We start from the raw sequence: 17,697 nt of genomic DNA, 5'->3' as shown, positions 1-17,697 counted from the left end.
AAAGCAAATAATCTGCTTTCCTGTATTTCATCTACATTGCTCTTCCTGGGATTATTACATCTAATATGCCTATAACTAAGGCTCCTATGATAGCTCCCCATATTGATATATTAAATCCGGGTACTATAAATTTTGTAGCATATAAAATAATTGCTGCCACTATAAACCCTGTGATTCCTCTTCCAAAAGGTGATGCATCTATTCCAGCCACCTTTTGTATCAACCAGTCAAGAAGAGCTATTACAACTGCTGCCAATAAAAGACTCCACAATCCGTTTATAGTAAATCCGGGAGTCAAAAACGCTGCTATTGCTACTACTACCGCTGTAACAAGTATCCTTAAAAGCACTTCCCCCACACTTGTTCTACCGCCTGTATTATTTTTATCCCTGCTTTTTTCATTTTCCCTGTTTCTGTTATTATCATTATTTTCCATATTTTCACCTCCTGTTATAAGAATGTCCATTATTATTTTTTTTATTCTTTATGATCAATATTTTTTAATTTTAATTATTTTTTATAATTTTTAGGGTTTATGAAATGATATATATATAGTACAATGGGTATATAAAAGATGATATTATTATCTAAAAAAATTAGAGGAGGAAATATAAATTGGCAATAACAAAGGATATGCTTATTAGTGAAATAATCAGAGAGTATCCCGAATCTATTGAAATCCTTATAAAAAATGGAATGGGTTGTATTGGATGCCCTGCCAGCCAGATGGAATCTTTAGAAGAAGCCGCAATGGTTCATGGAATGGATTTGGAAAAATTATTAGAAGCTTTGAATAATTAAATATAGCTTTTAAAAGGCTCTTTCTTTATATAATATATAAAGAAAAAGCCTTTTATTTTATAACCCATAGGGAAATCCTGTTTTCATTAATTTATATTTCCCATCAAATGGGCTTCAAAAAAGGCTTCCTTAATTTATTTTGACGGAAGCCTTTTTTACTAAATTTTTCAATTGATAACAGTATTTACTGTTTTTGTTTGTTTAATGATAAAAGATCATCTAATCTCTGCTTATCAAATCCGACTACTTCTTCTCCATCTACCAATATAACTGGAACTCCCATATGCCCCATTGCCATAAGTTCCTTTCTTGCAGCCGGGTCCGTTTGTACATTTTTTTCCGTATACTCTATTCCATTATCCGAAAGATATTCTTTTGCAGCTACACAATGAGGGCAAGTACTTGTTGAATATACTACAACATTTGACATTTAAATTCCTCCTTATTAAAAACCTATTATATATATACCTCATTCCATTATAAATATAACAAGTTTTTTTAATCCTTTTATTGGTTCGTTAATTTTTTCTTTAAAAACTTATAGGACCTCTGCTCTAAAGTATTGCATGACTAAAAGACTATATGATATAATTTAAATTATATTTATTACAAATCTAATGTAAGGGAAGCTGGATTAAATGGTAAAAAATTATATGGAAATTTTGGTATGTGAAATATTAAATGAAATTAAAGAAGGTTACCCCTTCCTTAAAAATATTAATTATTCAAATGATGTCAAATCCATAGCACTTAATAACCTGCCCCCAATGTATTTTTTATCAAATATAAGCGAAGGAGAAAAAAAAGCTTTTATTTTAGATAGGCAAAAACGAATAGCTGTTTTGTCCGAAATTATAAGTGCCATTAATATAGTAACAAAGAATTTATAGTTTTTCTCTTCTTTATTGATGCTTAACATGATCCAAGCCTTGATTAAAAAGCTGTAGAACATGATCATCGTCTAAAGAATAAATCATCATTCTCCCTTCCTTTTTATATTTTATCAATCTTAAATTCCTGAGAATTCTTAATTGATGAGATATTGCCGACTGACTCATATCTAAAGCCCGAGCTATATCATACACACATAATGGGCTCTGAGAAAGAGCGTAGATAATATTAAGTCTCGTCGGATCTGACAAGGCTTTAAAAGTTTCTGAAAGCAGTTTTATTTTCTTTTCTTCAATCATATTCTCTTTAACCTTTTTAAGATTTCTCTCGTCGAAACAGACTGCACAACTTGAACCATTTTCTTCAGTTTTTCCTTTATTTATATATTGCAAGATTATAAATTTCCTCCTTTCCTATTCCTTAATATAATTATATCATATACTGTTCAATTAGAAGGAACCATTGGATTAAGAAGACGAATTACATGTCCTGTCATAGGGTCAATATATATTAACCAATATCCTATGGCACTTTCTCCCTCAAACCACGTGTTAAACCCCGTAACACCTCTTAATGGATGCTCTTCTGCAGAGAATTCTCCGGGAATCCCATATATATAATATTTAACTTCTCCACTTTCTTTATACATTCCAAAGATATAATGTCCGTATTTTTTCATCATACTTTTACAATTGGGGGTATCACCCATAAAATCATATTCATTTCCCATATTAAATATATAATTATAAAAAGGAAGAAAACCTCTGTGCATGTCAGGATCTCCACTTTCTATTCTCCACCATTCATATCCTTTAAGATCAAGTTTAAATGGTTTTATATTAGGAAAAAATCTGAGGATACTCAATAAATAGTTTGTCATCTGAGATTTATAATTGACTCTCTTTATGTATTCCATATCTTGCTGTCTCTCTTTGTATTTCATTTCCTGTTCTTCAAAAGTATCATCAGATGGTTCTTGGTTTTCCGAATCTGCCACCATATTTTCTACATCTTGTATCTTTTCTTCTTCTACTATTTCCTGTTCCTCGTGAAGCCCCTGAAGAGGTTGCTCCGGCTCTGAGATATTTTCCTGATTTTCAGGTATATGAGATATTTCCGGTACTTTATCCTCTTTTTCAATAGGCTCTTTAACAATTTCCTCCTGAGGAAATGCTTTTTCATGGGAAGAATTTCTTATATATTGATTTATTATACCATCATCTTTAACAATATATCCTGTAAGCAAAATATTTTCTCCTCTTTTAAGAATTATTCCGCTATATTTTTCTATTGATATTTTTTCTTCTCCCATACTATTCAAGTTAAATGTAAGTTTTGCGGCTCCTTTACCTCTTTCATCAGTCATTATCCTCCCCAATAGGGGTGATACTATTTTCTGATTGCCTCTTCCTATTAAAAATATTTTATAATCTTCTTCCGTCTCGCAGTTTTCAATATTTAGCTCTAATTCTCCCTTTATCCCTTTTACCATAATTTTGCCAAAACCTTTAGGCTTAATATTTAAAAACATACAATGATCATCTTTAAGTATAAAAAATTTTCTCATATAAGATGTCCCCATATATCTCCCTCCCTTTTTGTTACTATTATTAATATATGTTAAATAGGAGGAAAAAGTGAACTAATCTTTGCAAAATCTTCTGCAGTTAAATTTTCCGCTCTTTTTTGGGGATCTATATTGCATAAAGTTAGTATTTCCTTTATTTTTTCCTTTGAAATATTTAATTCCTTGGAAGATAAAGAATTTTGGATAGTTTTTCTCCTTTGATTGAATGCTGACCGTACTACTTTGAAAAATATTTCTTTATTTTCGACCTTCATTTTTTGGTTTTTCAAATTTAACCTTATAACGGAAGAATCGACTTTGGGTTTGGGAAGAAATACGGAGCGGGGAACATTAAGAATTATTTCAGGGTCGGTATAATATTGAACAAATATGGATAATGCACTGTAATCTTTTGAATTAGTTTTAGCAATCATTCTTCTTGCTACTTCTTTTTGAATCATTACTATTATTCCTTGGATGTTTAATTCTTCTTCGAGCAACCTTCCAATAATGGGAGTAGTTATATAGTAGGGAAGATTTGCCACTATTTTTATACTTTCTCCCTTAAATTCTTTATGAAAAAGCTCTTCAAGATCTATTTTTAATATATCTCCATGAATTATTTCCACATTCTTTCTCTCTCGGAGTGTTTCTTTTAATATGGGAAGAAGGGCTTCGTCTAATTCTATTCCTACAACATATTTTGCCTTTATACTCAGTTCTTCCGTTAGCGTTCCGATTCCCGGCCCTATTTCAAGAATAAAATCCTTTTCAGTTATCCCTCCTTTTTCTACGATGCTTCTTACAATATTCCCATCTATCAGAAAATTTTGCCCAAGGCTTTTCGATAGTTTGAAATTATGTTTTTCTAAGATATCTCTCACCATTTTGGGAGAGTAAAGTCTTCTATCTTCCATTCCATTTCTCCATTTCCTTTAATCCATCTATAAATTCTTCTTTGGATATACCATAATTATTTAGCCTGTTTAAAAACTGCTTAGAATTTCCGTATCCTATACCCAAGATTTCCCCCAAGATTTCTCTTCTTCTTTTAGAATTATTGCTGCCTGTTAATCCAAAATTTATCATGTCATCATGAGTAAATTTTTCGATTCTTTTTACAGAAGCAGGCCTTGCTTTTTTTAAAGCTTCTATTATATCTTCCTTACCTGCATTTTCTACTCCGATATCACCTTTTTTCAATGCTTTTCTTCTCGGGAGAAAAGCATGCTTGCAATTTTTTAAATCCTTTGAGATATTCCTTCGTATTCTTTCTCCTTCAAAATCAGGATCCGTAAGAATAATCACACCTCTTCGCTCCGATATTTTTTTTAATCTGTTTATAAGTTCTTTAGAATATCCATAGCCTCCTGTAGCTATGACTTCCGCATCTACGGCGTTTTTTACCGCCCGAATATCATCTTTGCCTTCTACCACTATTATTTCCTTAATCAATTATATCCTCCATATCTATTCTTTGATTTTAAAAAGATTTTTCGCGTTTTCCGCTGTTTTTTCCGCCAACTCTTCAAAGCTTATTCCCCTTATCTCTGCAATAGTGCGCGCTACATATTTTACATATGAGGGTTCATTTCTTTTCCCTCTGTTAGGTTCGGGAGTTAAATAAGGAGAATCGGTCTCAATAAGCATCTTGTCTAAAGGAATATCCTGAGCCACCTTTTTTGAAACTTTAGAGTTCTTGAATGTTACTGGTCCCCCAAAGGAAATGTAGAAACCTAATTTTATATATTCCCTTGCCATTTCTTCGCTTCCGGAGTAACAATGAAGAACCCCCCTAAGCCTGTTATCCTTTTCCTGATTAATTATATCAAAAGTATCCTGAAAAGCATCTCTTGAATGAACAATGATAGGAAGGTCTGCTTCTTTAGCAAGTCTTATCTGTTCCAAGAACCATTTTTTTTGGATGTCCCTCGGAGAATTATCATAAAAATAGTCAAGACCGATTTCTCCTATGGCAACAACTTTTTCTCTTGCAGAAAGACTTCTCAATGCTTCTATTGTTTCCTCGCTCATTGCCTTTGCCTCATGGGGGTGTACCCCCACAGCGGCATAAATATTTTCATATTCCTCCGATAGCCTTACTGCTTTAATGCTGGAAGAAAGATCCGACCCGGGATTTACAACTAAAGATATTCCATTTTCCTTTAAGGAACTAATAATATTTTCCCGGTCGGGATCAAACCGTTCATCGTCTAAATGAGCATGACTGTCTATTAACATTTTCTACCTCCTATTCTACCTTTGCCCCCGAATCAATACCGGACAAGGTAGTAATTACGGAAAGTTTTTTTTCATCTGCAGCAGACAATATCATTCCCTGAGATTCTTCCCCTCTTAGCTTTATAGGTTTCAGATTAGCGACTACAACTACATTTTTCCCTACTAATTCTTCAGGAGAATAATATTTTGCTATTCCCGATACTATCTGTCTTATTTCTTCTCCTAATTGGATTTTAAATACTAAAAGTTTATCTGCTCTGGGATGTTTTTTTACTTCAAGAACTTTTCCGATTCTTAAATCTATTTTATCAAAATCATCAATATCTATATAGCTTTTCTTAAGTTTTTCTTTTGGTTTTTTTCCTAAAGATCTTTTCTCTCTTCTTTCTTCCATAAGCTTCTCGTTTTCTTTGTTTAATCTTAGCAGTTCCTTTTCAATATCCAATCTGGGGAACAATACATCTCCTCTATGGACTTTCTGGCCGGAAGGAATTAATCCCCATGTTTTACTTTCTTCCCAAGAATGGTCTTTAGTCTCATATCCTAATCTTGAAAATATCTCATCAGAAGTTTTTTCCATGAAAGGTCTTATTAGCACAGAAATAATTCTTAAAGACTCCAATAGATTATAAAGAACCGTATCCAGCCTTTCTTTTTTCCCTTCCTTTTCCAAAATCCAAGGACATGTTTCGTCTACATACTTATTGGCTCTCCTAATCAGTTTCCATATTTCTTCCAATGCATCGCTGAAATTCAAAGCGTCCATATACTTTTCAACTTGTTTTGGAATTTCCAAAGCCAAGGATTTTAAATCTTTATCATATTCCCCTTCTTCGGATGGTTCAGGTACTAATCCTTCACTATATTTTTCTATCATTGTAACGGTTCTGCTGACCAGGTTTCCTAAATCATTTGCTAAATCCGAATTAAGCCTTTGCAAAAATTTCTCTCTTGAAAAAGAACCGTCTTGCCCAAATGAGAATTCTCGTAAAAGAAAATATTTAAAGGAATCCAATCCGTATAATTTAATCATAGGCTCCGGATATATGACATTTCCCTTTGACTTAGACATCTTATCATTTTCAAGAAGTATCCATCCATGGCCAAATACCTTTTTAGGTATCTCAATATCTAAAGCCATCAATACGGCAGGCCATATGATAGTATGAAATCTGACTATTTCTTTACCTATCAAATGGACATCGCAAGGCCAATACTTTTTAAATCTTTCATCATTTTCACTTCCGTATCCTAATGCAGTTATATAGCATAAAAGAGCATCTATCCATACATATACTACATGCTTCGGATCAAAGGGAACTTTAATCCCCCAATCAAAGGCTGTTCTTGAAACACAAAGGTCCTCTAATCCTTCATTCAAAAAGTTGTTTATCATTTCATGCCTTCTGGAATCAGGTTGTATAAAATTCGGGTTTTCATTAAATAATTTTATTATTCTGTCCTTATATTTTGATAGTCTGAAGAAATATGCCTCTTCTCTCTCAAAATGGACTTCTCTGCCACAATCGGGACATTTTCCGTCAACTAATTGGCTTTCACTCCAAAACGATTCACAGGGAGTACAATAAAGTCCTTCATAATATGATTTATAAATATCTCCCTTTTCATAGAGCTTCTGAAATATTTTCTGAACGGCTTTTTCATGATATTCGTCTGTAGTTCTGATAAATATATCATAGGAAATATCCAGCATATTCCAAAGTTTCTTTATATCTTCAACAATTCCGTCTACATATTCCTTGGGAGTTTCCCCGGATTCTAATGCTTTTTGTTGAATTTTTTGTCCATGTTCATCCGTTCCCGTTACTAATAAAACATCATATCCCATAAGTTTCTTATACCTTTTTAATGTATCTGCTGCTACTGTAGTATAAGCATGCCCTATATGAAGATTGTCACTGGGATAAAAAATAGGTGTAGTTAAATAATAAGTCTTCAATTTAATCCCTCCAAATTATATTTTCCAAATAAAAAAGTCTTCCCCTCTGTTATAGAGATGAAGACTTATTTTTCATGTTACCACTCTAATTTGTTTAAACTTCGCAGTTCAAACCTCATTAAGTTACAAATAATAACCTTATGTGTTAACGTACATAACTCCGTTACGGCTTCACTTTCATGTTTAGCCGTAAAACTCCGGGGCCATATTCAGCTTAACTTCCAATACCGGTTTTCACCAAACCCGGCTCTCTAAAGTTTTCTTTTAAGCTTACTCTTCCCTTCATTATTTGTCACATATAATGATTTATTTAAATAATATATAGGAAAAAGCTATTTTTGTCAAGGGGCGAATTATAAATTCTTTATAAATGCAAGAATATTCAATCTATTTTGTTGTTCCAACCCACTAAAATCCAAAATGTAATAATATTAAATATTATGGCAATACTAACCTATTGATAGAGCTATTGTATTTACATAAGTTTACACTTTTTTATTATAAAATTTGACAAACATATAATTTTGAAATAAAATACTATACAGTCAAAATTGAAGGAGGAAAAAATATGAAAATTTTTTGGAATAAAAATAACAAATACCTAAAAATTTTGACCTTATTATCATTAGCAGCTGTATTAATTCTGGGGATTTATCAAGCGGAGCAAAAAGAGGTTATTATTTCTATAGACAATAAAACAAGAAAAGTAAATACGTTTCAGTCTACTGTGGGAGAATTATTGAAAAGCGAAAAAATATCTCTTCCCGAAGGTTCCAAAATAAATTTAAAACCTAATTATAAGATTGATAGAGACACAACTATCGTCATTAAGACGCCTAAAACTTATGTTATAAATATGGGAGGGAAAACAGCCGAAGTTCAATCTGTAAATAATAGAGTGGAAGATATACTTAAAGATTTAAATTATAAATTGGGGGAACTTGATTACACATATCCTGCATTAGGAGAAAAAATAGAACCTATGGAAGAAATTAAAATCGTAAGAGTAGAAGAAAAGATTAACACAGTTAAAAAAGAATTACCCTTTGAGAGTATCATAAAACATACGGATAAATTAGAAAAGGGAACTACAAAGGTAGTACAAGAGGGAACAAACGGATTAAAAGAAATAACTGTAAAATCAACATTTAAGGATGGAAAATTATCTTCTCAAGATACAATATCAGAGAGTATTGTTTCTCAGCCAATTCCCAGAATTGTGGAAAAAGGTTCCAAGGATTACTTTGTGTCTTCCCGTGGTGCCATAAGGTATACTCATTCTTTTGTAGCCGTTGCCACGGCTTATGATTTATCTTATGAAAGTACAGGTAAAAATCCCGGGGACAATAGTTACGGCTTAACCGCCTTGGGTACTAAAGCACGGCCTGGGGTAGTTTCCGTTGATCCAAGCATTATTCCTTTAGGTTCTAAACTGTATATAGAAAGTTTAGACCATACTCAGGATTATGGATTTGCTGTAGCTGAAGATACAGGAAGCGCTATAAAGGGAAGCAGAGTAGATCTGTTTTTTTCTTCTGCTGATGATTGCAAAGATTTTGGCAGAAGGAAGGTAAGGGTATATGTTTTAAAAAAATAGGAGCTCAGAGCTCCTATTTTTTTAATTTAGTTAAAATTTATCATTATCTAAAAAAAATTCCGGCAATCAATATTGATGAGAATATGGAAACAGCATAAGAAATAAGAGCAGCTTTTAAGGTATATCTGTAGTCTTTTACTCCTATTGAGCCAAAATAAACCGATATGGTATAAAAAATAGTTTCCGTAGAGCCCATCATTATTGACGCAACTCTTCCTTGAAAAGAATCGGGCCCCCAGTGTTCCAACACGTCTTTAACCGCTCCCAAAGCTCCGCTTCCGGATATGGGACGGATTATTATAAGCGGAAGTATTCCTTCGGGTATTTTTAAGATCTTATTCACCGGTTCAAATAAAGTTTGCATCATATCCATTGCTCCGGAGGCCCTAAATATCCCTACCGCTATAAATATCGCTATAAGATAGGGCATGATTTTCATGGAAGTCTTTAGTCCTTCTTTTGCTCCTTCTATAAAAAGAGAATATATATCTTCTCCTTTAAGCCAACCATATAATAATATTGTCCCTACAATAAACGGTATGATGATTACGGATATGGCATTTAACATCTGTATTTTACCTCCAATAACTTAACGGTTATTATTCCCACTATTAAAGAAACAGATGTTGCCAAAAAAGCAGGGGCTATTATTTCCATGGGATTTTTAGATCCCAAATCCATTCTCATCTTGATGACAGTCAACGGAACTAATTGAACTGATGACATGTTTATCACGAGAAACATACACATAGCATTAGAAGCTCTTTTTTTATTCTGATTAAGACTATTCAATTCCTTCATTGCTTTCAGCCCAAAGGCTGTTGCTCCGTTTCCTATTCCAAACATATTGGAAATCAAATTCATTATTATCCATCTTTGAGCAGGATGATTATCGGGAACTCCGGGGAAAAGCATTTTAATGGGTATTTTGAACAGTCTTGAAATCTTTTTCAATATTCCTGATTTTTCGGCTATGTTCATTACCCCAAGCCAAAAAGACATAATTCCGATAAGATTTATAGAAAATAGTACTCCTGCCTCGGCTTCTTTTAAGATTGCATTATTTATTTCCTGAAGATTTCCTGAAAACAGAGAATAAATTATTCCTAAAAATATAAGCAAAAACCATATGGTATTTATCATTAAAAAACTCTCCTTTTGTTTAAATATATGAGGAGAGTCTTTTTTATAGAACATCACTATCTATATACGTCATAAAACGGAGTGGATTCTTTTTTTAACCTTCCCGACTGTACTAATTTTTCCAGCCTTTCCTTAAAAACTTCCACCGTATATGTTATTCCCGTTTCTTTTTCTATATCTTGAATTATATATATAATATCAGGCTCATTTATGGGAATACTGTTCTTAATAATATCATAAAATTTTTCTTCATCATCTGATTTGTTTCTTACCAGTTCATCAAAGGGATTCTCTATATGGGGACTTGTAGTATCCGCTGCTCTTACTCTTACAAATACCGTTCTGCCCATTACGGCAGAAGAAATAAATACATCTCCCGATTTTAAATATGGAAGCCTTCTTGATTCTTCTTCCGTGATATCCGTTTCTTCTTTTATTGTCTGAATATCCGATGCTCTTACGGTTCTGAATATAAATTTAGTGTTTAATTGAGCAGTGATGGTTTCATCAAGGAGGGTAGGCCTCTGGGTAGCCAAAATTAAAAAGGTTCCGTATTTTCTTCCTTCCTGGGATATCTCTCTAAGTATGGACTTAGAAGGGCTTTCATATCCCTTCGGGGCAAAATTGTGGGCTTCGTCCGTAACTATGATAAAAGGCGGAAAATAATCTTCTGCTATTCCTTTATACTGGGCATCTTTATATTCCCTTCTCTTATGATAAAGATTGTTCAAAAGATAGGTAGAAAATACCTGAAGAATTCTTGTACTTCCCTGAATTACCACAAGTTTACCCATTTTAAGGTTTTCTTCCACCTCTCTTATATCCTTGCTGAATATCCCTTCATTATTGAGCCTATTGAGTCTCCACATTATTCCTTTTACTGAACTGTAAGGACATATTTTATCATAATTTAAAAATATTTCTTTTCTTCTTTCCCATCCTTTCCTTTCTTGAGCTGTAGTGGCAGCGTTTATTTTGTTGATTATTTTATCTAAGGAGCCTTCTTCCTGAGCATCCATAAGCATTTTCAATCTTTCATGAAAGCTCAAATAGGAGTCTCTCGTTTTAAATAGGATATCTACCACATTATTCATGGAATCAGACATTCTACCCGAAGATTCCAGCAAATTTTTCAAATCCTGATTGGAAAGCTCTTCAAATTTCACTCCTATATGATATCCTACTTGAAAACACTTAAATTTCTCCGAGAAATCCTTTCTTAAATCCTTCGGAATATATTCTCCTTCCTGAGAAAAATCCATCTCGAAATGAGGATCTAAAACAATGGTCGGAATGCTCAATTTCATAAGTTCTTCAAGAATAACCCTGAGTCCAAATGATTTTCCCGAGCCTGAACCGCCAAACACACCTATATGAGGATATTGATGCATACTTCTTAAATTAAATATAAAAGGGATGCCTTTCTGTTCATTAAGTTCATTATTTTCAAAGGTATATAGAATATCTTTGAATTCATCATCCATATCTTTTACCATTTGATCCGTATTTTTTATTTCTCCCAATATCAGCCCTTCTTCCAGAGAAGATTTAATCATTAAATCCTTTACTTCGGAAAATTCCGGAATTCGTACATCCGACCCGGTTTCCACAGGATAAGAAGCTTCGTTTACCAATCTGATTTTGGCTATGTAAATAGTATCTTCATCAATATCATAGCCTATTGCTCGTAAGGACTCTAAGACATGATTGTCTGCCAAATCTCCGTTTATATTTAAAGGAATGTAGCGGTTATAAGTCTGAGCCTCCACTACTTCTCCCAAAAGGTCTCCCTGATATGAGTCCTGTATTATTAGAAATTCATTCATTCTGAAATTTCTGGACCTTGAGCCTATATATATTTCCTGACACGTAGTTACTCCCACAACCTTCATATCTTTCCCTCCTATAACCATCTTTTATCTCTTTCGGAAATAAAAAGTTTCTCCAATATTTCTCTGTCCAAAGCGGTTTCCAGTATTCCTCTCATCATTTTATCTGAAATCTTTACTTCTTTATCCACAATATCAAGCCACAGGGGAACACCCCTGCTGTTTTCTGCCGTAAGTGAAACAACAAGCCTCCCCATATCGATTATACAATCCCTTTGGCTTTCCAATATATCCAATCCGATAGCCGTAGGTGAAAAGGAACTTCTGATGAATGCCGAAGAAAGCCCTGCCTCATTTTTATTTCCTACATTTGTTTCTATTAAAATCATATCCTTATATTCCAATAGTCCGTAGAGCATCTCCCTATCTCCAAATATTTCGTAATCTTTGAGAATTTTGTTTTTAATCATGGAGTTTCCTATAATTGAGGTTTCTATTTCTTTTATCACGCCTATAAGTATTATTTTTCTTTTTTCACATTCATCTTTTAATTTTATCCATTCATTGTTACATTCAATATTGTACCTTATCAAGGAACCATCCATCATCACAACGGAAGGATTAAATTTATTAATGCCTTCAAGAGCCGCATCCACTTCTATTTTCGATAATTTATAATTAAGAATTTTTTCTTCCGAATTTGTCTTTACCTCATTTTCATTTAAAATATTTTTCTCTTCCTCATTGTACAAAGGAGTATAAAAATCCCCCTTATATACTGAGGAATCTTGTCCTTTAGTACATTTAGCAAGGCCCTGATATAATTCCACAAAATGAGGAGAAGCACTCCCTATCCTGTTTTTTGAGCCATCAACTCCTATTATTCCTCCCTTTTCATAATATTTTTTAAGTTCCTCCAAAGGTAAACTTTCCAGTTTAATTATTTCCCCGATATTTTCTTCAATATATGAAATAATTTCATTCTTGCTCATCTGAAAAACCTTGTTGTATTTGGTTTTTAATTTTTCATTTAGTTCTTTTGTCCTATCTTTGAGTTCCTTACTAACTTTATACATGTTTTCCCCTTTCCGTTCCATTTAAACTTTACAACTTTATATCCTCAAAATTTTTTCATAATTCACTCAGAAAAATGTTGACTTAATTTGGCATATATGATACTATTTAACTTGTAGAATAAAGTCGATATAAATTAAATAAATGGGAGGAATGAAATATGAAATCAACTGGAATTGTAAGAAAAGTGGATGAGCTTGGAAGAGTGGTTATACCTATTGAATTAAGAAGGACACTGGATATTGCCGAGAAAGACGCATTGGAAATTTATGTTGAAGGAGAGCAAATTATACTTAAGAAATATGCCCCAGCATGTATTTTCTGTGGACAAGCTAAAGATGTTCAAGTTTTTAAAGGTAAAAATATATGCCCTGCTTGCTTGGAAGAATTAAGAAAGAAATAATTCCATTTGCCCCTTCTTACAGAAGGGGTTATTTATCCTCTATATTTATTCCTTCTTTATATATTTGGTTTCTTGGCAATTTTCTCTCCTTGGCTACCTTTTTAACTGCTTCTTTTTTAGAAAGTCCTTCTCTCATGTACTGTTTAATATGTTCCTTTACAGGTAAATCATCAAAATTTTTTTCCTCTTCTTTTTTCCCTTCAAGAATTATGACAAGCTCTCCCTTTACTCCTTCCTCCTTGAATTTTTTAATTCCTTCCGATACTTTTCCTCTAAAAGTTTCTTCATGAATCTTTGTAAGTTCTCTTGATACTGATATTTTCCTATCTCCCAGTACCTGAATTATATCCTCCATCAGATCTAAAAATCTATGAGGAGCCTCATAAAGAATTATGGTCCTATTTTCGTCTCTAATCCTGTTTAGATCTTTAATTCTGTCTTTTTTTGATGAAGAAAGAAACCCTTCAAATACAAATTTGTCCGTAGGAAATCCTGAGAGAACCAATGCCAGAATAAAAGCACTTGCTCCGGGAAGGGCTACTATTTGTATTTCCTTTTCTATTGCAAGTTTAATAAGATCTTCTCCCGGGTCTTGTATACAGGGCATTCCCGCATCAGAAACCAAAGCTACCCTTTTTCCTTCAATTATCTCTTTAATTACTTTTTCTCCTCTTTCCCTTTTGTTGTGCTCGTGATAACTGATGAGGGGTTTCTTTATATTATAGTAATTTAGTAATTTTAATGTATGTCTGGTATCCTCCGCAGCAATTAGGTCTGCCTCTTTAAGAATATTTAATGTCCTTAAAGTTATATCTTCCAGGTTGCCGATAGGAGTAGGACATATATACAGAGTACCTTTATCCATCATTTTTCTCCTTATTCATACGATAAATTTTATATATTTCATCAGTATAACTTCCGTCTTCGTTATAAACATATATAGGATCGTCAAACCTTAATTCGGGATTTCCTCTTTTCACGCCTTTTATCAATACCATATTAGGTTTTTTCCCAATTTTGGGATAAACTAAACATATGGATTTAGGTTCTAATTTATACTTTCTGAGATTCCATATTATATCTGCTATTCTGTATGGTCTGTGAATCATGTAAAATTCCCCTTTATCCCTTAAAAGGAATTCTGCGGATTTCACTATGTCTTCTAAGGTAGCACATATTTCATGGCGGGAAATACTGAAATTATCGTCGGAATTTATAATTCCCCCTCCATTAACCATATAGGGCGGGTTTGAAGTTACTACATCAAAACTTTCTTTTTTAAAAAAATCAGAAACATTCCTTAAATCCATATTAATTATTTTAACTTTATCTTGTAGTTTATTCAATATAATGCTTCTTTCCGCCATTTCTGCCATATCCTTTTGAATCTCCAATCCATATATCTTATCCGCTTCAAATCTTCCCACAAGCAAAAGAGGAATAATTCCCGTTCCGGTTCCCAGATCCACAACTTTTGAACCTCTTTTTATATTACAGTAATTAGCAAGAAGAACTGCATCTGTTCCATAAGAAAATTTTTTTATATTCTGTATTATTTTATAACAACTTCCCGGTACTGTATCCAATCTTTCATCAGAATTCAAAGTTATGCCCATAGATTTTCTCTCCCATTATCAAAAAAGGCCCTATTAGGGGGCCTTTTAAAGATCATTATTCTGGTTTTGGTGCATCTACCGGACATACATTTGCACAAGATCCACACTCAATACATTTATCTGGATCAATAACGTATTTATCATCTCCGGCACTTATTGCTTCAACTGGGCATTCAGCTGCGCAGCTGCCACAGGCTATACATGCATCACCTATTACATATGCCATTTACATTCACCCCCTAAAATACTTATCTTAACAACTAAAGTTATTTTACCATTTATTCAGAAAGATTTAAAGGGGAATTATTATTTATTATTCATTCTTTACGTTTTTCTATTTCTTCTCTCATGGGGCAGTTCATATTTCTTTCACAGCCTTTGCAATCTATGTTTCTTTCACAGCCTGTATTATTACAAAAATTTTCTATATTCTCTAATTCCTGATTTTCTTCCACAGGGACAACATAATCCGGATCCCTTTCTTCCGTTACTTCCAATTCGGAAACCTTATAATTGACTAACCCTTCAGTACCGTCGCTTAATTTTACTTTTACCTTCACAGCTTCCAATATGATATAAGTGTCTACTACTGTTCCTCTTCCCAAAGGCGTAATAACTATAGTGCCTACAGAAGGAATTTTTTTGAGGAGCTCTTCATAGACTTCATATTCATATTTTAAACAACACATAAGTCTTCCGCAGATACCTGAAATTTTTGAAGGATTAAGGGATAAATTCTGTTCTTTTGCCATCTTAATGGAAACAGGCTCAAACTCCCCTAAAAAGGCGGCACAACATATAGGCTTCCCGCAGGGACCAAGTCCCCCTATCATCTTTGCTTCATCTCTTACTCCTATTTGCCTTAACTCAATACGCGTTCTGAATATACTTGCCAAATCCTTTACCAGTTCTCTGAAATCTATTCTGCCGTCTGCGGTAAAATAAAATATGACCTTATTATTATCAAACGTGTATTCCACATCTATAAGTTTCATATCTAATTTGTGTTCTGCAATTTTTTTCAAACATATATCAAAGGCTTCTTTAGCTTTTGCTTTATTCAGCCTATGAGTTTCATAATCTTCCTCCGTTGCGATTCTTAAAACTTTCTTAAGGGGCGGAACTATCTCATCTTCCGTGACTTGTTTCATTCCTACCACCACGTATCCAAATTCTATTCCCCTTGATGTTTCAACTATAACACAATCGTCTTTTTCTATATTCAATCCGTCCGGATCAAAATAATATATCTTTCCTGCTTTTTTAAATCTAATTCCTACAACGGTTACCATCTCATCCCTCCTGTATGTTTAAGAGCATTGTTTCTATCGAAAGTTGGTAATTAGCTTTTCTATCTACATTATTTTTTGTATATTGTACATTATCTATTATATCATTGATTTTATCTATATCTAAAAAAGTTTGATCAGAAATCAATTTTAATTTGTCTTTATTTATTATCAGGTCTTTTTTCTTCAGCTCTTTATACAGGTATATATCTCGGAACCAATATAATATTATATTAAATATTTCTTCTTTCTTTTTTTCGTTTTTTATAAAAAATTCCATTGAAGTAAATGGTTTTAAACTGTTTCCCTCTACTATATCCGTAATAATTTTTATGGTTTCTTCTCTCAATTCAACGAATTCATCAGATGAAGCAATGCTTATCGCTTTTTCCACACTGCCTTTGGAATATGAAGATATAAATTCCGCTTCTTCCTTGCTCTTTTTATACTTACTTATTAAAAATTTTTCCAATTCGTCTTTTCTCACAGGGAAAAATTTAATTATCTCACATCTTGACAATATTGTAGGAAGAAGTCCCATGTTCTGTCCGATAATGAGAAAAAATATAGCATAGTCAGGAGGTTCCTCCAAGGTTTTTAAAAAGCAGTTTTGAGCTTCTCTGGTCATCTTCTGGCTGTCATCTATTACATAAATTTTTCTGCTGCTCTCAAAGGGTTTAAAATTTATATCACTTATAACATCTTCAATCTGTTCTTTCCTTATTATATCTCTATCCGGCTGAATTAAAAAAAAATCCGGATGATTTCCTGTTTCAAATTTAACGCATGAACTGCATCGATTGCATGGCTCTTCTCCCTTTTCTTTACATAAAAGAGCCTTTGAAAAAGCCAAGGCAGTCATCTTTTTCCCTATTCCGTCGGCTCCCTGAAAAAGATAACTGTGGCTGAGTTTATTATTTTTAAAAGCTCTTTTAAGATTTTCAATTATTCTTTCCTGACCTATTATATCCTGAAAATTCATATAATTCCCCCAACTACATCTTCCTAAATTTATCAACATTCATTATAAATATATTTGTTCCTCCTTGTTCGTCTTTCCTGTTTTCTTTGTTTTTAGTTTCTTTTCTGCATACAGATTTAATTATATCCACTATTTCTTCTACCTTTTCATCTTCCGCCCCTACAAGAAGAGTAGTATTTCCTGACTTTAAAAATCCCCCTGTTGAAGATAACTTTGTAGCTTGATATCTATTTTTGATTAACTCTTTTATCAGTCTATTTTCATCTTCATTATGAATAATGACTATTATCAGCTTCATATTATC

At 33.1% G+C, this 17,697-nt stretch carries 22 protein-coding genes and 1 other annotated feature; of the genes, 4 read left to right on the top strand and 18 right to left on the bottom strand.

Annotated elements, in window-relative coordinates; all coding sequences use genetic code 11:
• Positions 1–31: 31 nt before the first annotated feature.
• Positions 32–436, bottom strand: coding sequence for a phage holin family protein (locus tag EQM13_RS02660; RefSeq protein WP_083381814.1), 405 nt, complete (start codon positions 434–436; stop codon positions 32–34).
• A 179-nt stretch (positions 437–615) separates the two neighbouring features.
• On the opposite strand from EQM13_RS02660, the gene EQM13_RS02655 reads away from it, so the two are divergent.
• Entirely contained in the window at positions 616–801 is a 186-nt protein-coding gene (locus EQM13_RS02655) for a DUF1858 domain-containing protein (protein ID WP_071139503.1), read from the top strand.
• 184 nt (positions 802–985) lie between these two features.
• Here the strand turns inward: EQM13_RS02655 and EQM13_RS02650 are convergent, their stop codons facing one another.
• Positions 986–1,231 (bottom strand): glutaredoxin family protein, encoded by a 246-nt coding sequence (locus tag EQM13_RS02650; protein ID WP_128751880.1) that lies wholly within the window; start codon positions 1,229–1,231, stop codon positions 986–988.
• Positions 1,232–1,454: 223 nt separating this feature from the next.
• Between EQM13_RS02650 and EQM13_RS02645 the strand changes: the two genes are divergently transcribed.
• A complete protein-coding gene (locus EQM13_RS02645; protein ID WP_161567158.1) occupies positions 1,455–1,691 on the top strand; it encodes a late competence development ComFB family protein in 237 nt (78 codons plus the stop codon).
• A 12-nt stretch (positions 1,692–1,703) separates the two neighbouring features.
• On the opposite strand, the gene EQM13_RS02640 is transcribed toward EQM13_RS02645, so the two are convergent.
• Genes EQM13_RS02640 through metG form a run of 6 tightly spaced genes read right to left on the bottom strand, consistent with a single transcriptional unit; the run spans position 1,704 to position 7,466 of the window.
• On the bottom strand, positions 1,704–2,084 hold the full coding sequence (locus tag EQM13_RS02640; RefSeq protein ID WP_373419501.1) for an ArsR/SmtB family transcription factor: 381 nt from the start codon (positions 2,082–2,084) through the stop codon (positions 1,704–1,706).
• Positions 2,085–2,137: 53 nt separating this feature from the next.
• On the bottom strand, positions 2,138–3,274 hold the full coding sequence (locus tag EQM13_RS02635; RefSeq protein WP_128751879.1) for a hypothetical protein: 1,137 nt from the start codon (positions 3,272–3,274) through the stop codon (positions 2,138–2,140).
• 38 nt (positions 3,275–3,312) lie between these two features.
• A complete protein-coding gene (gene rsmA, locus EQM13_RS02630; protein ID WP_128751878.1) occupies positions 3,313–4,176 on the bottom strand; it encodes a 16S rRNA (adenine(1518)-N(6)/adenine(1519)-N(6))-dimethyltransferase RsmA in 864 nt (287 codons plus the stop codon).
• Complete coding sequence (rnmV, locus tag EQM13_RS02625; RefSeq protein WP_071139498.1) at positions 4,166–4,714, bottom strand: ribonuclease M5; 549 nt, start codon at positions 4,712–4,714, stop codon at positions 4,166–4,168. The genes rsmA and rnmV overlap by 11 nt, the downstream gene beginning before the upstream one ends.
• Positions 4,715–4,729: 15 nt before the next feature.
• Positions 4,730–5,500, bottom strand: a complete 771-nt coding sequence (locus tag EQM13_RS02620) for a TatD family hydrolase (protein WP_128751877.1) — start codon at positions 5,498–5,500, stop codon at positions 4,730–4,732.
• Between the two features lie 10 nt (positions 5,501–5,510).
• On the bottom strand, positions 5,511–7,466 hold the full coding sequence (metG, locus tag EQM13_RS02615; protein ID WP_128751876.1) for a methionine--tRNA ligase: 1,956 nt from the start codon (positions 7,464–7,466) through the stop codon (positions 5,511–5,513).
• A 44-nt stretch (positions 7,467–7,510) separates the two neighbouring features.
• Positions 7,511–7,755, bottom strand: a binding site (T-box leader).
• A gap of 273 nt (positions 7,756–8,028) precedes the next feature.
• On the opposite strand from metG, the gene EQM13_RS02610 reads away from it, so the two are divergent.
• Positions 8,029–9,057, top strand: coding sequence for a 3D domain-containing protein (locus EQM13_RS02610; RefSeq protein ID WP_071139495.1), 1,029 nt, complete (start codon positions 8,029–8,031; stop codon positions 9,055–9,057).
• A gap of 43 nt (positions 9,058–9,100) precedes the next feature.
• Here the strand turns inward: EQM13_RS02610 and EQM13_RS02605 are convergent, their stop codons facing one another.
• From EQM13_RS02605 to EQM13_RS02590, 4 genes are read right to left on the bottom strand one after another with little or no spacing between them, the layout of a single operon-like run.
• Positions 9,101–9,625 (bottom strand): spore maturation protein, encoded by a 525-nt coding sequence (locus EQM13_RS02605; protein ID WP_128751875.1) that lies wholly within the window; start codon positions 9,623–9,625, stop codon positions 9,101–9,103.
• Positions 9,619–10,200 carry a nucleoside recognition domain-containing protein gene (locus EQM13_RS02600; protein WP_071139493.1) on the bottom strand — a complete coding sequence of 194 codons (582 nt, stop codon included), beginning with the start codon at positions 10,198–10,200 and terminating at the stop codon, positions 9,619–9,621. The genes EQM13_RS02605 and EQM13_RS02600 overlap by 7 nt, the downstream gene beginning before the upstream one ends.
• A 56-nt stretch (positions 10,201–10,256) precedes the next feature.
• On the bottom strand, positions 10,257–12,092 hold the full coding sequence (locus EQM13_RS02595) for an ATP-binding protein (protein ID WP_128751874.1): 1,836 nt from the start codon (positions 12,090–12,092) through the stop codon (positions 10,257–10,259).
• An 11-nt stretch (positions 12,093–12,103) separates the two neighbouring features.
• Entirely contained in the window at positions 12,104–13,105 is a 1,002-nt protein-coding gene (locus tag EQM13_RS02590; protein WP_128751873.1) for a DNA double-strand break repair nuclease NurA, read from the bottom strand.
• Between the two features lie 158 nt (positions 13,106–13,263).
• Between EQM13_RS02590 and EQM13_RS02585 the strand changes: the two genes are divergently transcribed.
• Positions 13,264–13,506: an AbrB/MazE/SpoVT family DNA-binding domain-containing protein gene (locus EQM13_RS02585; RefSeq protein WP_071139491.1), complete on the top strand. Its 243-nt coding sequence runs from the start codon at positions 13,264–13,266 to the stop codon at positions 13,504–13,506.
• 28 nt (positions 13,507–13,534) lie between these two features.
• Here the strand turns inward: EQM13_RS02585 and rsmI are convergent, their stop codons facing one another.
• The 6 genes from rsmI to EQM13_RS02555 all read right to left on the bottom strand — a co-directional run bounded on the left by rsmI (position 13,535) and on the right by EQM13_RS02555 (position 17,691).
• The gene (gene rsmI, locus EQM13_RS02580) at positions 13,535–14,371 is read right to left on the bottom strand and encodes a 16S rRNA (cytidine(1402)-2'-O)-methyltransferase (protein ID WP_128751872.1); all 837 of its coding nucleotides are present in this window, start codon (positions 14,369–14,371) and stop codon (positions 13,535–13,537) included.
• Complete coding sequence (locus tag EQM13_RS02575) at positions 14,364–15,122, bottom strand: tRNA1(Val) (adenine(37)-N6)-methyltransferase (RefSeq protein WP_128751871.1); 759 nt, start codon at positions 15,120–15,122, stop codon at positions 14,364–14,366. Before EQM13_RS02575 ends, rsmI begins: the two co-directional genes overlap by 8 nt.
• A 55-nt stretch (positions 15,123–15,177) precedes the next feature.
• Positions 15,178–15,348 carry a DUF362 domain-containing protein gene (locus EQM13_RS02570; RefSeq protein ID WP_071139488.1) on the bottom strand — a complete coding sequence of 57 codons (171 nt, stop codon included), beginning with the start codon at positions 15,346–15,348 and terminating at the stop codon, positions 15,178–15,180.
• Positions 15,349–15,439: 91 nt separating this feature from the next.
• Positions 15,440–16,414 carry a PSP1 domain-containing protein gene (locus EQM13_RS02565; protein ID WP_083381813.1) on the bottom strand — a complete coding sequence of 325 codons (975 nt, stop codon included), beginning with the start codon at positions 16,412–16,414 and terminating at the stop codon, positions 15,440–15,442.
• 1 nt (position 16,415) lies between these two features.
• Entirely contained in the window at positions 16,416–17,432 is a 1,017-nt protein-coding gene (gene holB, locus EQM13_RS02560; RefSeq protein WP_083381812.1) for a DNA polymerase III subunit delta', read from the bottom strand.
• Positions 17,407–17,691 (bottom strand): cyclic-di-AMP receptor, encoded by a 285-nt coding sequence (locus tag EQM13_RS02555; RefSeq protein ID WP_071139487.1) that lies wholly within the window; start codon positions 17,689–17,691, stop codon positions 17,407–17,409. Before EQM13_RS02555 ends, holB begins: the two co-directional genes overlap by 26 nt.
• Positions 17,692–17,697 lie beyond the last annotated feature (6 nt).

The sequence above is a fragment of the Acidilutibacter cellobiosedens genome (genome assembly GCF_004103715.1).
Lineage (GTDB): Bacteria > Bacillota > Clostridia > Tissierellales > Acidilutibacteraceae > Acidilutibacter > Acidilutibacter cellobiosedens.
Note: the sequence above shows the minus strand (reverse complement) of the source record. Positions and strands in the feature narration are given on the sequence as shown.

Excerpts from the sequence above, each read along its gene's own strand:
- EQM13_RS02595 (WP_128751874.1), bottom strand. The coding sequence starts at position 12,092 with ATGAAGGTTGTGGGAGTAACTACGTGTCAGGAAATATATATAGGCTCA.
- EQM13_RS02575 (WP_128751871.1), bottom strand. The coding sequence starts at position 15,122 with ATGGGCATAACTTTGAATTCTGATGAAAGATTGGATACAGTACCGGGA.
- EQM13_RS02620 (WP_128751877.1), bottom strand. The coding sequence starts at position 5,500 with ATGTTAATAGACAGTCATGCTCATTTAGACGATGAACGGTTTGATCCC.
- EQM13_RS02570 (WP_071139488.1), bottom strand. The coding sequence starts at position 15,348 with ATGGCATATGTAATAGGTGATGCATGTATAGCCTGTGGCAGCTGCGCA.
- EQM13_RS02610 (WP_071139495.1), top strand. The coding sequence starts at position 8,029 with ATGAAAATTTTTTGGAATAAAAATAACAAATACCTAAAAATTTTGACC.
- EQM13_RS02565 (WP_083381813.1), bottom strand. The coding sequence starts at position 16,414 with ATGGTAACCGTTGTAGGAATTAGATTTAAAAAAGCAGGAAAGATATAT.
- EQM13_RS02590 (WP_128751873.1), bottom strand. The coding sequence starts at position 13,105 with ATGTATAAAGTTAGTAAGGAACTCAAAGATAGGACAAAAGAACTAAAT.
- rsmA (WP_128751878.1), bottom strand. The coding sequence starts at position 4,176 with ATGGAAGATAGAAGACTTTACTCTCCCAAAATGGTGAGAGATATCTTA.
- EQM13_RS02605 (WP_128751875.1), bottom strand. The coding sequence starts at position 9,625 with ATGTTAAATGCCATATCCGTAATCATCATACCGTTTATTGTAGGGACA.
- EQM13_RS02650 (WP_128751880.1), bottom strand. The coding sequence starts at position 1,231 with ATGTCAAATGTTGTAGTATATTCAACAAGTACTTGCCCTCATTGTGTA.
- holB (WP_083381812.1), bottom strand. The coding sequence starts at position 17,432 with ATGTTGATAAATTTAGGAAGATGTAGTTGGGGGAATTATATGAATTTT.
- EQM13_RS02645 (WP_161567158.1), top strand. The coding sequence starts at position 1,455 with ATGGAAATTTTGGTATGTGAAATATTAAATGAAATTAAAGAAGGTTAC.
- EQM13_RS02600 (WP_071139493.1), bottom strand. The coding sequence starts at position 10,200 with ATGATAAATACCATATGGTTTTTGCTTATATTTTTAGGAATAATTTAT.
- EQM13_RS02585 (WP_071139491.1), top strand. The coding sequence starts at position 13,264 with ATGAAATCAACTGGAATTGTAAGAAAAGTGGATGAGCTTGGAAGAGTG.
- rsmI (WP_128751872.1), bottom strand. The coding sequence starts at position 14,371 with ATGGATAAAGGTACTCTGTATATATGTCCTACTCCTATCGGCAACCTG.
- EQM13_RS02635 (WP_128751879.1), bottom strand. The coding sequence starts at position 3,274 with ATGGGGACATCTTATATGAGAAAATTTTTTATACTTAAAGATGATCAT.
- EQM13_RS02660 (WP_083381814.1), bottom strand. The coding sequence starts at position 436 with ATGGAAAATAATGATAATAACAGAAACAGGGAAAATGAAAAAAGCAGG.
- EQM13_RS02555 (WP_071139487.1), bottom strand. The coding sequence starts at position 17,691 with ATGAAGCTGATAATAGTCATTATTCATAATGAAGATGAAAATAGACTG.